Genomic DNA, 12,921 nt, shown 5'->3' with positions numbered 1-12,921 from the left:
GGGCTCCTAGGAAGGGGTTTCCTGCACTACTGCCAGGACCGTGCCCGGCTCGACCTGCTGTCCGGGCCTGGCGTGCAGGGCGGTGAGGGTTCCGGCGGCCGGTGCCGAGATCAGGTGCTGCATCTTCATCGCCTCCACCCATACGAGTCCCTGGCCGGCCTGGACCGTCGCCCCTTCCGCCAGGCCCTCGGCGATCCGGACGACCGTGCCCGGCATGGGGGCCACCAGGGAGCCGGGGGCGAGCCGGGCGACGGGGTCGGGGAAGCGGGGCAGGGCGGTGAGGCGGGTGGTGTTGACGTGGACCTGGTCGCCGTAGCGGGCGACGGTGAACCTCCGCCGTACGCCGTCGGTCTCCAGGACGACCAGGCGGGCGTCGGCGTGCACGACCCGCACGCCGTCGGCGGCGAGACCGTCCCGGGTGTGCCGGTAGCGGACCTCGTGCTCCTCGCCGCCCATCTCGTACCGCTTCACCTGCGGCTGCGAGGGGACGTTGCGCCAGCCGCCGAACCGGGAGCGGCCGTGGGCGTCGGCGAGGGCGGCGGCCAGCGGGGCGTACGGGTCGGGGCCGGGCGTGGTCAGCGCGCCGAGGTGGCGGTCGTAGAACCCGGTGTCCATGCGGGCCGCGGTGAACTCCTCGTGCCGCAGCGAGCGCACCAGCAGGTCCCGGTTGGTGACCGGGCCGTGGATCACGGCCGACTCCAGCGCGCCGGCGAGCCGGCGGATCGCCTCGGCCCGGGTGGGGGCGTGGGCGACGACCTTGGCGAGCATGGCGTCGTAGTGGACGCCGATGGTGTCGCCGCCGGTGTAGCCGGTGTCCAGGCGGACGCCGTCGGGTACGGCGAGCCGGTGCAGGGTGCCGGTCTGCGGGGCCCAGTCGCGGGCCGGGTCCTCGGCGTAGAGGCGGGCCTCGACGGCGTGGCCGCGCGCGTGCGGGGGCTCGGTCCCCAGGGCGTGGCCCTCGGCGACGCGGATCTGCTCGGCGACCAGGTCCAGCCCGAACACGGCCTCCGTGACGGGGTGTTCCACCTGGAGGCGGGTGTTCATCTCCAGGAAGTGGGCGCGGCCGTCGGCGACCAGGAACTCGACCGTGCCGGCGCCGGTGTACGACACGGCGCGGGCGGCGCGTACGGCCAGCGTCCGCAGCTCCTCGGCGAGCCCCTTGGTGAGTCCGGGCGCCGGGGCCTCCTCGATCACCTTCTGGTGACGGCGCTGGAGGGAGCAGTCGCGGGTGCCGAGCGGCCAGACGGTGCCGTGGGTGTCGGCGAGGATCTGCACCTCCACGTGGCGGCCGTGTTCCAGGTACGGCTCCACGAACACCTCGCCGTCACCGAAGGCGCTCGCGGCCTCGGCGCGCGCGCCGTCCAGCGCGGCCCGCAGCTCCTGAAGGCGGCGCACGATCCGCATCCCGCGCCCTCCGCCGCCCGCCGCCGCCTTCACCAGGACCGGCAGGTCGGCCTCGGTCACCCCGGCCGGGTCCAGCGGGGCCAGGCCCATCAGCCGTTTGGCCCGGGTCTTGGACGCCATGGCCTCGATGGCCTCCGGCGGCGGGCCGATCCACACCAGCCCGGCGTCCCGCACGGCGCGGGCGAAGCCGGCGTTCTCCGAGAGGAAGCCGTAGCCCGGGTGCACGGCGTCGGCCCCGGCGGCCAGGGCCGCCTTCACCACCAGGTCGCCGCGCAGATAGGTGTCGGCGGGCGCCGCGCCCGGCAGCCGTACCGCCGTGTCGGCCACGCGCGCGTGCAGCGCGTCCGCGTCGGCGTCGGAGTGCACCGCGACCGTCCCGATGCCCAGCTCACGGCAGGTACGGAAGATCCGGCAGGCGATCTCGCCCCGGTTGGCGACGAGCACACTGGAAATCACGTGATCCCTCACATCCGGAAGACGCCGAAGCCGCCGCGCGCGCCCTCGTAGGGCGCGGTGTGCAGGGCGGACAGGCACAGGCCGAGGACGGTGCGGGTGTCGCGCGGGTCGATGACGCCGTCGTCGTACAGCCGCCCGGACAGGAACATCGGCAGCGACTCGGCCTCGATCTGCTGCTCCACCATCGCGCGCAGGGCGGCGTCCGCGTCCTCGTCGTACGGCTGCCCCTTGGCCGCCGCCGACTGCCGGGCGACGATCGACAGCACGCCGGCGAGCTGCTGCGGGCCCATGACGGCGGACTTCGCGCTGGGCCAGGCGAACAGGAACCGGGGGTCGTAGGCCCGGCCGCACATGCCGTAGTGCCCGGCGCCGTACGACGCGCCCATGAGCACCGAGAGGTGCGGCACCCTCGAATTGGAGACGGCGTTGATCATCATCGAGCCGTGCTTGATGATCCCGCCCTGCTCGTACTCCTTGCCGACCATGTAGCCGGTGGTGTTGTGCAGGAACAGCAGCGGGATGTCGCGCTGGTTGGCGAGCTGGATGAACTGGGCGGCCTTCTGCGACTCGGCGCTGAACAGGACGCCCTGGGCGTTGGCCAGGATGCCGACCGGGTAGCCGTGCAGGGCGGCCCAGCCGGTGACCAGGCTCGTGCCGTACAGCGGTTTGAACTCGTCGAAGTCGGAGCCGTCCACGATCCGGGCGATCACCTCGCGCGGGTCGAACGGGATCTTCAGGTCGTCCGGGACGATGCCCAGCAGTTCCTCGGGGTCGTACTTCGGCGGCTCCGCCGGACCGGGGTCGGGGTGGGCCTTGCGGTGGTTGAGGCGGGCCACGACGCGGCGCGCCCGGCGCAGCGCGTCCGATTCGTCCAGGGCGAAGTAGTCGGCGAGGCCGGACACGCGCGCGTGCATCTCGGCGCCGCCCAGCGACTCGTCGTCGCTCTCCTCGCCGGTGGCCATCTTCACCAGCGGGGGCCCGCCGAGGAACACCTTCGCCCGCTCCTTGACCATGATCACGTGGTCGGACATGCCGGGGATGTAGGCGCCGCCGGCGGTGGAGTTGCCGAAGACGACGGCGATGGTCGGGATACCGGCGGCGGACAGCCGGGTGAGGTCGCGGAAGATCGCCCCGCCGGGGACGAAGATCTCCTTCTGGGACGGCAGGTCGGCGCCTCCCGACTCCACCAGACTGACGCAGGGCAGCCGGTTGGCCAGGGCGATGTCGTTCGCGCGCAGTGCCTTGCGCAGGCTCCAGGGGTTGCTGGCGCCGCCGCGCACGGTCGGGTCGTTGGCGGTGATCAGGCACTCCACGCCCTCGACCACGCCGATCCCGGTGACCAGGGAGGCGCCCACGGGATACTCGCTGCCCCAGGCGGCCAGCGGGGACAGTTCCAGGAACGGGGTGTCGGGGTCGAGCAGCAGCTCGATCCGCTCACGGGCGAGCAGCTTGCCGCGGCCGCGGTGCCGGGCGACGTACTTCTCGCCGCCGCCGGCGAGCGCCTTGGCGTGCTCGGCCGTCAGGTCGGCGAGCTTGGCGAGCATCGCCTCGCGGTGGGCTCGGTGGTCGGGGGCGGTGGGGTCGACAGCGGTCCGCAGAACCGTCACAGCAGGGCCTCCGGGATGTCCAGGTGGCGGGAGCGCAGCCATTCGCCGAGGGCCTTGGCCTGCGGGTCGAAACGGGCTTGCGCGGCGACGCCGGCGCCGAGGATGCCCTCGACCACGACGTTGACAGCACGCAGGTTCGGGAGCAGGTGCCGGGTGACGGGCAGGTCCCGGCTCTCGGGGATCAGCCGCCGGAAGGTGTCGGCCGTCAGCGTGTGGGCGAGCCACCGCCAGGCGTCCTCGGACCGGGCCCACACCCCGACGTTGGCGTTCCCGCCCTTGTCCCCGCTGCGGGCGCCGGCGACCAGGCCGAGGGGCGCCCGCCGGGTCGGTCCGGGCGGGAGGGGTTCCGGCAGGGGCGGGTCCGGTACGGCGGCCAGGGGGCGCGTCTCCCGGGGCGGGGGTACGGGGATACGGCGGCCGTCGTGGAGGACGGCCACATGTGTGGCGCCCCCATAGGGCACGTACACATCTTCGAAGACCCCATAAGGTGCGCCCTTTCCGGGTGGGGCCAGCACATGGAAACCGGGATAACTGGCCAGTGCCAGCTCCACCGCTGCCCCGCTCAGCGCGCGCCCCACGACCTGCTGGTCCGGGTCGCGTACGACGAGCCGCAGCAGTGCGCTGGCCGTCTCCTCGGTGTCCGCGTCGGCCCGGTCGGTGCGCACCAGCTCCCACCGCACCTCCCGGGGCGGCGACTTGGCGAGCGCGTCGGCGAGCTGCTCGCGCACCAGCGCCGCCTTGGCCTCGATGTCGAGCCCGGTGAGGACGAAGACGACCTCGTTGCGGAAGCCGCCGAGCCGGTTGAGCCCCACCTTGAGCGCGGGCGGCGGCGCCTCCCCGCGCACCCCCTCGATCCGCACCCGGTCCGCCCCCTGCCGGCCGAGCCGTACGGTGTCCAGCCGGGCCGTGACGTCGGGGCCGGCGTAGCGGGCGCCGCCGGTCTCGTACAGCAACTGGGCGGTGACCGTGCCCACGTCCACGAAGCCGCCCGTGCCGGGGTGCTTGGTGATCACGCTGCTGCCGTCGGCGTGGATCTCGGCGAGCGGGAAGCCGGGCCGGCGTACGTCCCCCTCGCCGAAGAAGGCGTAGTTCCCGCCGGTCGCCTGGGTGCCGCACTCCAGCACGTGTCCGGCGACGACGGCACCGGCGAGTGGGTCGTAATCGGTCGGCCCCCAGCCGAAGTGGGCGGCGGCCGGCCCGGTGACCAGCGCCGCGTCGGTCACCCGGCCGGTGACCACCACGTCGGCGCCCGCCCGCAGGCACTCGGCGATGCCGAAGCCCCCGAGGTAGGCGTGGGCGGCGAGGGTGCCCGGGTAGGCGGCGGTCAGGTCGTCGCCCTCGACGTGCGCGACCCGCACCGGGAGGCCGAGCCGGTCCGCCAGCCGCCGTATCTCCCCGGCGAGTCCGGCGGGGTTGAGGCCGCCCGCGTTGGTGACGATCCGCACGCCGCGTTCGTGGGCGAGGCCCAGGCAGTCCTCCAGCCGGCGCGGGAAGGTGCGGGCGTATCCGGCGGACGGGTCCTTCAGCCGGTCGCGGGCGAGGATGAGCATGGTGAGTTCGGCGAGGTAGTCACCGGTGAGGACGTCGACCTCGCCGCCGGTGAGCATCTCGCGCAGGGCGTCGGAGCGGTCGCCGTAGAAGCCGGAGAAGTTCCCGATGCGCAGCGGTCTCACCGGCCGCCTCCCTCGGACGAGTGGCCGGCGCGCTCGGCCGGACAGCCGGTGTCCCGCGTCGGCCGGGCCGTCCCCTGGTGCGGGCGGCCGGTGCCCGGTGGGCCCGCGAAGGCCTGGGCGATGCCGAGCCAGCGGTCGGCGTCCGGGCCCGTGGCCGTCAGAGCGAGGTCGGCGCGGTGGGCGCGCTGGGTGACCAGCAGGCAGAAGTCGAGGGCGGGGCCGGTGACGCGTTGGGCGGCGCCCTCGGGGCCGTACGCCCAGATCCCGCCCGTGGGTGCGAGCAGTTCGATGCGGAACTCCTCGGCCGGCGGGGTCAGTCCGCGTACCCGGTAGGCGAAGTCGCGGGTGCGCACCCCGAGCCGGGCCACATGCCGGAGCCGGTCGGTGGGCGGGCGCACCACCCCCAGGGCGTCCGCGATGTCCAGGCCATGGGCCCAGATCTCCATAAGCCGGGCCGTGGCCATGGAGGCTGCCGACATGGGCGGGCCGTACCAGGGGAAGCGGGCGCCGGGCGGGGCGTCGAGCAGGGCCTCTTCGAGGGCGGTGCGTCCGGCGCGCCAGGTGGCCAGCAGGTCGGCGGGCGGCAGCGCGGCGCCCTCCTCGGCACCCTCGTCCACGAACGAGCCGGGGGCGGCGAGCGCCTGGTCCACCAGCGCCTGGAAGGCGCCGGGGTCGGTGACGGCGAGCAGTGCCGAGCGGTCGGTCCAGGCGAGGTGCGCGATCTGGTGGGCGAGGGTCCAGCCGGCCGCGGGAGTCGGCAGCTCCCACTGCTCGGATGTCAACTCGGCCACGAGCAGGTCGAGTTCACCGCTCTCGGCACGCAGGTCGTCGATGACGGGCGTCGGGTCGGCCATGGAGGGGAGCATGGCAGCGGCACCGGAAACAATCAAGCGTGCTTGCATTATTAGGGGGCTGTCATACCGCTTCCAGGGGCGGATGGACCGGCTCCCACCGGGCCGCGCGTACCGCCGCGCCGACATCAGGCCCTCGGTCCCGGACAGGCCCTCGGTGGTCAGGGCGCCCCGCAGCCGGTCGGCGACGCCGATGCCGGCGGCCCGCGCCGAGGACGACGAGACGGCGCCCGGGCAGCGGCACGCCGGTCGCGCGGACCCCGGACAGGACGGCGGCGAGGTTGACGGCGCCGGTGCCCTGGATGTCGTCGTTTGCACAGGGCGGGTTCCGGTGCGCGGGCGAACGGCTACCGGGTGTGACGCCCGGGTCTACTGGCCCTCGGCCGGCAGGCCGGCCTTGCCGCGGCCTATCTGGGTGCGGACCGCGCCGATGCTCGCGGCGATGACCAGGGCGATGGCCGCCGCCTCGGTGGCGGCGAGGGCCTGGCCGAGGATGAGGAAGCCGGCCGTGGCGGCGATGGCGGGCTCCAGGCTCATCAGGATGGCGAAGGTGGAGGCCGGCAGGCGGCGCAGGGCGAGGAGTTCGAGGGTGTAGGGCAGGACCGAGGAGAGCAGGGCCACCGCCGAGCCGAGGGCGATGGTGGTGGGGTTCAGCAGGCGGGTGCCGGCCTCGGCGATACCGAGGGGGAGGAAGAGCAGGGCCGCCACGGCCATGGCCAGGGCCAGGCCGTCGGCCTGGGGGAAGCGGCGGCCCGTGCGCGCGCTGAAGACGATGTAGGCCGCCCACATGGCGCCGGCGCCCAGGGCGAAAGCGACACCTACGGGGTCCAGATTGCCGAAGCCTCCGCCGCCGAGCAGGAACACGCCCGCGAGCGCGAGGCCGGCCCAGAGCGCGTTGAGCGCGCGGCGGGAGGCCAGGACGGACAGGGTCAGCGGGCCGAGGACTTCGAGGGTGACCGCCGGGCCCAGGGGGATGCGGTCGACCGCCTCGTAGAACAGGCCGTTCATCGCGCCCATGGTGATGCCGAAGACGATCACCGTGCCCCAGTCGGCGCGCGAGTGGCCGCGCAGCCGGGGGCGGCAGACCAGGAGGAGGACGACCGCCGCCGCGAGCAGGCGCAGGGTCACCACGCCGAGCGCACCCGCGCGGGGCATCAGGGTGACCGCCAGCGCGCCGCCGAACTGCACCGAGATACCGCCGGCCAGCACCAGCCCGACCGGACCGAGGGAGGCGAGCCGGCCGGGGGCGCGCGGAGCCGGCGCCCCCGGTGACGTGGAGGACGCCTGTGACGTCGAGTTCGCGGCGCTGGGTCGGTTGACAGTGCTCACGGCGGTCCCGGTGCTGGCTCGAATCAGATCATGTACATCTCCATGTACTACCAAGTCCAGGGTAATGGACTGACGTCAGGAGTGTGAACCCTTGATGGCACTGTCCTGGATGGTGAGATACCCCTCTCTCGGATGCCGGGCGCCAGGGAGTCGAGGATTCTCTGGCCGTGGGGGGCCGGACCGCCGTTCAGCGGGTGCCGTCCGCCCGGTCCAGGGCCTCCGCCAGGACCTCCGCCAGGTGGCGGCCCCGGACGCCGGCGAGCTGGTCCAGCTGGGTGCGGCAGGAGAAGCCGTCGGCCAGAACCACCGTGTCCTCGGACGCCTGCCGCACCGAGGGCAGGAGCTGCTCCTCCGCGCAGGCCCGGGAGACGTCGAAGTGTCCTTTCCCGAAGCCGAAGTCGCCCGCCAGGCCGCAGCAGCCTCCGCTCAGTTCCCCGGTGAGCCCGGCGGCGGCGCGCAGCCGCCGGTCCGGGTCGTCGCCGAGCACCGCGTGCTGGTGGCAGTGGGTCTGGCCGACCACCGGACGGCCGACGGTGGGCGGGGTCCAGTGCGGGGCGTGCCGCTCCAGGGTTTCGGCGAAGGTGAGGACCGCGGCGGACAGCCGGGCGGCCCGCGGGTCGTCGGGCAGGAGTGCCGGAAGGTCGGTGCGCAGGGCGGCGGCGCAGCTCGGCTCCAGGACGACGACCGGCACCCCGGCCCGCAGCACCGGTTCCATCAGGTCCAGGGTGCGGCGCAGCACCGTGCGGGCGCGGTCGAGCTGGCCCGTGGAGACGTAGGTCAGGCCGCAGCAGACCCGGGCCCGGCGGGCGGTGAGCAGCGCGGCCGCCGACCGGGTCCTGCCGTCGCCGATCGCTCCGTGGCGCGGCAGCAGCGTCGGCGGGAGCGCCACCCGCAGCCCGGCCGCCTCCAGCACGCGGACGGCGGCCTGCCCGACGGACGGGGAGAGGTGCTCGGTGAAGGTGTCGGGCCAGAGGACGACGAGGGCGCCGGAGGTGGGGACGGCAGTGGGAGTGGGCGTCGGCTTCCGCTCGCGCCACCACCTCGTGAACGTCCGGGGCGCCAGGCGGGGGATGTCCCGTTCCGGCGCTGTTCCGGCCAGGTGTTTGCCGAGGCCGGCCAGGGGGCGTACGGCCGCCAGGGCGTTGAGCAGCGGGGCCGTGCGCGTGCGGGACGTCCAGCGGAGCCATTCCGGGAGGCGGCCCATGCTGTGGTGGGCGGCCGGGCGGCGGCGGCCGGCGTAGTGGTGGTACAGGAACTCGGCCTTGTACGTGGCCATGTCGACACCGGCGGGGCAGTCCGAGCGGCAGCCCTTGCAGGACAGGCACAGATCGAGGGCGCCCAGGACCTCCGGGGACCGCCAGCCGTCGGTGACCAGGTCGCCGGCGAGCATCTCGTGCAGCAGCCGGGCCCGCCCCCGGGTGGAGTGCTCCTCCTCGCCGGTCGCCCGGAAGGAGGGGCACATCACGGCCGGGCCGGAGACGGTCGTCGTACGGCACTTGGCCACGCCGACGCAGCGGCGGACGGCCGCGCGGAAGTCGCCGCCGTCGGCCGGGTAGGCGAAGGCCACGTCGACCGGCCGGCGGGGCAGCACCGGGAAGCGCAGGTTCTCGTCCAGCCGGGCGGGGCGGACCAGCATGCCGGGGTTGAGGAGGTCGTCCGGGTCCCACACCGCCTTGGCCCGCTCGAACAGCGCGACCGTCCCGGCGCCGTACATCCGCGGCAGCAGTTCCGCGCGGGCCTGGCCGTCGCCGTGCTCCCCGGACAGGGAACCGCCGTGGGCCACGACCAGGTCGGCCAGTTCCTCGGAGAAGCGGCGGAAGCGGCCGATGCCCGCCTCGGTGAGCAGGTCGAAGTCGATGCGCACGTGGATGCAGCCGTCGCCGAAGTGGCCGTACGGCGTGCCGCGCAGTCCGTGGGCGGCCAGCAGCGCGCGGAACTCGCGGAGGTAGTCGCCGAGGCGCGCGGGCGGGACCGCGCAGTCCTCCCAGCCGGGCCAGGCCTCGGAGCCGTCGGGCATGCGGGTGGCGGTGCCGGCCGCGTCCTCGCGGATGCGCCACAGACTTCGCTGGGCGGCCGGGTCGGTGACCACCAGGGAGTCCACCACATCGGCGGCGCGCACGATCTCCTCCGCCCGCGCGCGTGCCCCGGCCGCCGTCTCCCCGCCGGTCTCCACGAACAGCCAGGCGCCTCCCCCGGGCAGCCCCGCCCCGGCCGGCACCAGGTCGGCGGCCATGCCCTCCACCGTGAGCGGGCCGAGCGGCAGCAGACCCGCCGCGGCCTCGGCCGCGGCGCTCTCGTCGGCGTACGCCAGCACGGCCAGCGCCCGCGCGCGGGGGCCCTCGACCAGGTCGACCACGGCCTCGGTGAGGATGCCGAGGGTGCCCTCGGAGCCGCAGAAGGAGCGGGCGACATCCGCGCCCCTCTCGGGCAGCAGCGCGTCCAGCGCGTACCCGGAGATCCGGCGGGGCAGCTCCGGGAACCCCGTCCGCAGCCGGGCCAGTTCGCCCTCGGCCAGCTCGCGCAGCCCGTCCGGGGCGCCCGCCCACCCCCGACCGAGCCGCAGCCGCCGCCCGCGCGCGGTGATCACGGACAGCTCCCGCACGCTGTCCGCGGTCGTGCCCCAGGCCACCGAGTGGGAACCGCAGGAGTTGTTGCCGATCATTCCGCCGAGCGTGCACCTGCTGTGCGTGGAGGGGTCGGGGCCGAACCGCAGCCCGTGCGGCGCGGCGGCCTCCTGGAGCCGGTCGAGGACGAGCCCCGGCTGCACGACGGCCGTACGGCTGCCCGGGTCCAGCTCCACCAGGGCGGTCATGTGCCGGGTGAAGTCCAGCACCACGCCGGTACCGGTCGCCTGCCCCGCGATGGACGTGCCGCCGCCGCGCGCCACCACCGGCACCCCGCGCTCCCGGCACACCTCCAGCACGGCGGCCACGTCGTCGGCGTCCCTCGGGGCCACGACGCCCAGCGGGACCCGCCGGTAGTTCGACGCGTCCATGGTGACCAGCGCCCGCGCGGTCACATCGAACCCGACCTCGCCCCGGACGGCCTTGCGCAGCGCCCCCGCGAGCGCGGCCGCATCGATGAATCCGGCGTCCGTGCCCCCGGTCTCCGCACCCCCGGCGTCCGTGCTCCGGGTGTTCCCTGTGGCATCCCCACGATCCGTCATGGATCCAGCATGCATCCGGCCACGCACAGTCACCGAAAGTTTTCCACAGGCGCGCACCAATAGTCGTACGACATCACAAGTCCACGACCTGGTGATCTCGTCTCATCGAACGGACAGAACTCCACCCGCGCTTCCTCCAGCGGCTAACCTCCTTCCGTGGCCGACATCCAGATTCCCGCTGACATCAAGCCCGCCGACGGACGTTTCGGCGCGGGCCCCTCCAAGGTGCGGACCGAGGCGCTGGACGCCCTCGCCGCCACCGGCACGTCCCTGCTGGGCACCTCCCACCGTCAGGCGCCGGTCAAGAACCTGGTCGGCAAGGTCCGCGAGGGCATCTCCGAGCTGTTCTCCCTGCCCGAGGGCTACGAGGTCATCCTGGGCAACGGCGGCTCCACCGCCTTCTGGGACATCGCCACGCACGGCCTGATCGAGAACAAGTCCCAGCACCTCAGCTTCGGCGAGTTCTCCTCCAAGTTCGCCAAGGCGGCCAAGCTCGCGCCCTGGCTGGCCGAGCCGACCGTCGTCGCCGCCGACCCCGGCACCCACCCGGAGCCGAAGGCCGAGGCGGGCGTCGACGTCTACGCCTTCACCCACAACGAGACCTCCACCGGTGTCGCCATGCCGATCAAGCGCGTGGCCGGCGCCGACGAGGGCGCCCTCGTCCTGGTGGACGCCACCTCCGGCGCGGGCGGCCTGCCGGTCGACATCGCCGAGACCGACGTCTACTACTTCGCGCCGCAGAAGTCCTTCGCCTCCGACGGCGGCCTGTGGATCGGAATCTTCTCCCCCGCCGCCATCGAGCGCGCCGAGCGCGTCCACGCCTCCGGCCGCCACATCCCGGAGTTCTTCTCGCTGCCCACGGCGATCGACAACTCCCGCAAGAACCAGACGTACAACACCCCGGCCCTCGCCACCCTGTTCCTCCTGGGCGAGCAGCTGGAGTGGCTCAACGGCCAGGGCGGCCTCGCCTGGTCCACGGCCCGCACGAAGGACTCCTCGACCCGCCTGTACACCTGGGCCGAAGAGTCCAAGTACGCCACCCCGTTCGTCTCCGACCCGGCCAAGCGCTCCCAGGTCATCGGCACGATCGACTTCGCCGACGAGATCGACGCCGCCGCCGTCGCCAAGGTGCTGCGCGCGAACGGCATCGTGGACACCGAGCCGTACCGCAAGCTCGGCCGCAACCAGCTGCGTATCGCGATGTTCCCGGCGATCGACCCGGCGGACGTCGAGGCGCTGACGAAGTGCGTGGACTACGTGATCGAGAAGCTCTGACTTTCCCGTCTACGACGACGAAGGGCGCCCGGTACTCACCGGGCGCCCTTCGTATGTGCGATGCGTTATGCGAACTGCCGGATGAAGGCCTGCCAGCTGTCGCGGGAGACGGTGAGAAGGGGGCCGTTGTCCTGCTTGCTGTCGCGAACGGCTCGGCCTCCGGGGGCGGTGTCGGCGACCTCGACGCAGGCGTTCTCCTGACCTGAGTACGACGACTTCCAGAAGGGGCTTACGACCTCGGACACGATGGCTCTTCCTTCAGGCTCCGCAGTATGCCCCGGATGAGCTTCGCACTCGCTTCCGGCGCCAACGCCGCCGATCGTAGTAGGTCGAAGGCATTGGCGTAAACGGCAAGATCCTCGGGCGCTTCAAGGACCGACGCGCCTCGCAGATTGTCCATGGCGACCGCTTCCACCGTCGGCTCGTCGTCGAAGCTGAAGGAATAGAAGGGCGCCGAGTAGCCGGCCAGCGCTCCCGCGCTGAACGGCAGTACCTGCACAGTGACGTTCTTCCGCTTTCCGATCTCAAGGATGGCGGACAACTGCTCCCGGTGGACCTCTACGCTCATCAGGGGGTGGGTGATGACCGACTCCCAGAGGATGGCCGTATACGACGCTCCGCCTTCCTCGATCTTCGCCTGCCGTGCGAGCCGCACCTTCACGAGCTGGGCAGCACGTTCCGGATCGATGTAGTGCGGGCCACCGGCGATGACGGCTTCCGCGTAAGCGGGAGTCTGCAGAAGCCCCGGCACCATGACCGGCTGCCACTCGCGGATGTACGTCGCGTCGTCCTCCAGCGCGATGTGGTCCACGTAGTCCGGCCGCAGATGTTCCGCGTGTTCCAGCCACCAGCCCCGGTTCTTGGAGTGCTTGGCCAAGTCCTCCAACTTCGCGCGTACTCCCGCATCAGTGATGCCGTACGCGTCCAGCAGCAGGCGCACTTCGATTACGCGCGGCGTGGCATGTCCGCTCTCGATGCGGCTGATCCTGGCCTGACTTGTGGCAATCACCTCGGCGGCCTGGGGCTGGTCGAGCCGGGCCGCCTGTCGATACTGCCTGAGTGCCGTACCAAGTCGCCTGCTGCGCACGGTCGGTCGTCCACCTGCGGGCATGGGATCTCCCCTCTCCTTTCGGAAACCCTGCCACACCGATCGACTACGA

At 73.3% G+C, this 12,921-nt stretch carries 10 protein-coding genes; 1 reads left to right on the top strand and 9 read right to left on the bottom strand.

Annotation, left to right across the window (positions count from 1 at the left end):
* Positions 1-6 precede the first annotated feature (6 nt).
* From ABD350_RS26015 to ABD350_RS25990, 7 genes are all read right to left on the bottom strand, one after another.
* On the bottom strand, positions 7-1,860 hold the full coding sequence (locus ABD350_RS26015; protein WP_344350795.1) for an acetyl/propionyl/methylcrotonyl-CoA carboxylase subunit alpha: 1,854 nt from the start codon (positions 1,858-1,860) through the stop codon (positions 7-9).
* Between the two features lie 8 nt (positions 1,861-1,868).
* A complete protein-coding gene (locus ABD350_RS26010) occupies positions 1,869-3,467 on the bottom strand; it encodes an acyl-CoA carboxylase subunit beta (protein ID WP_344350793.1) in 1,599 nt (532 codons plus the stop codon).
* Entirely contained in the window at positions 3,464-5,140 is a 1,677-nt protein-coding gene (locus tag ABD350_RS26005; RefSeq protein WP_344350792.1) for an acyclic terpene utilization AtuA family protein, read from the bottom strand. Before ABD350_RS26005 ends, ABD350_RS26010 begins: the two co-directional genes overlap by 4 nt.
* Positions 5,137-5,994: a TIGR03084 family metal-binding protein gene (locus tag ABD350_RS26000; protein WP_344350791.1), complete on the bottom strand. Its 858-nt coding sequence runs from the start codon at positions 5,992-5,994 to the stop codon at positions 5,137-5,139. The genes ABD350_RS26005 and ABD350_RS26000 overlap by 4 nt, the downstream gene beginning before the upstream one ends.
* Before the next feature lie 61 nt (positions 5,995-6,055).
* Positions 6,056-6,295 carry a malic enzyme-like NAD(P)-binding protein gene (locus ABD350_RS38015; RefSeq protein ID WP_382466835.1) on the bottom strand — a complete coding sequence of 80 codons (240 nt, stop codon included), beginning with the start codon at positions 6,293-6,295 and terminating at the stop codon, positions 6,056-6,058.
* A 65-nt stretch (positions 6,296-6,360) separates the two neighbouring features.
* Positions 6,361-7,320: an EamA family transporter gene (locus ABD350_RS25995; protein ID WP_344350790.1), complete on the bottom strand. Its 960-nt coding sequence runs from the start codon at positions 7,318-7,320 to the stop codon at positions 6,361-6,363.
* Positions 7,321-7,507: 187 nt separating this feature from the next.
* On the bottom strand, positions 7,508-10,486 hold the full coding sequence (locus ABD350_RS25990) for an FAD-binding and (Fe-S)-binding domain-containing protein (RefSeq protein ID WP_344350789.1): 2,979 nt from the start codon (positions 10,484-10,486) through the stop codon (positions 7,508-7,510).
* A gap of 156 nt (positions 10,487-10,642) precedes the next feature.
* On the opposite strand from ABD350_RS25990, the gene serC reads away from it, so the two are divergent.
* Positions 10,643-11,761: a phosphoserine transaminase gene (gene serC, locus ABD350_RS25985; RefSeq protein WP_344350788.1), complete on the top strand. Its 1,119-nt coding sequence runs from the start codon at positions 10,643-10,645 to the stop codon at positions 11,759-11,761.
* Between the two features lie 65 nt (positions 11,762-11,826).
* Here serC and ABD350_RS25980 read toward each other — a convergent pair whose 3' ends face one another.
* Entirely contained in the window at positions 11,827-12,006 is a 180-nt protein-coding gene (locus ABD350_RS25980) for a DUF397 domain-containing protein (RefSeq protein WP_344350787.1), read from the bottom strand.
* On the bottom strand, positions 11,991-12,872 hold the full coding sequence (locus ABD350_RS25975) for a helix-turn-helix domain-containing protein (RefSeq protein WP_344350786.1): 882 nt from the start codon (positions 12,870-12,872) through the stop codon (positions 11,991-11,993). Before ABD350_RS25975 ends, ABD350_RS25980 begins: the two co-directional genes overlap by 16 nt.
* Between the last annotated feature and the right edge of the window lie 49 nt (positions 12,873-12,921).

The sequence above is a fragment of the Streptomyces nogalater genome (genome assembly GCF_039532885.1).
Classification (GTDB): Bacteria; Actinomycetota; Actinomycetes; order Streptomycetales; family Streptomycetaceae; genus Streptomyces; species Streptomyces nogalater.
This window is presented reverse-complemented; position numbering and strand designations above follow the sequence as displayed.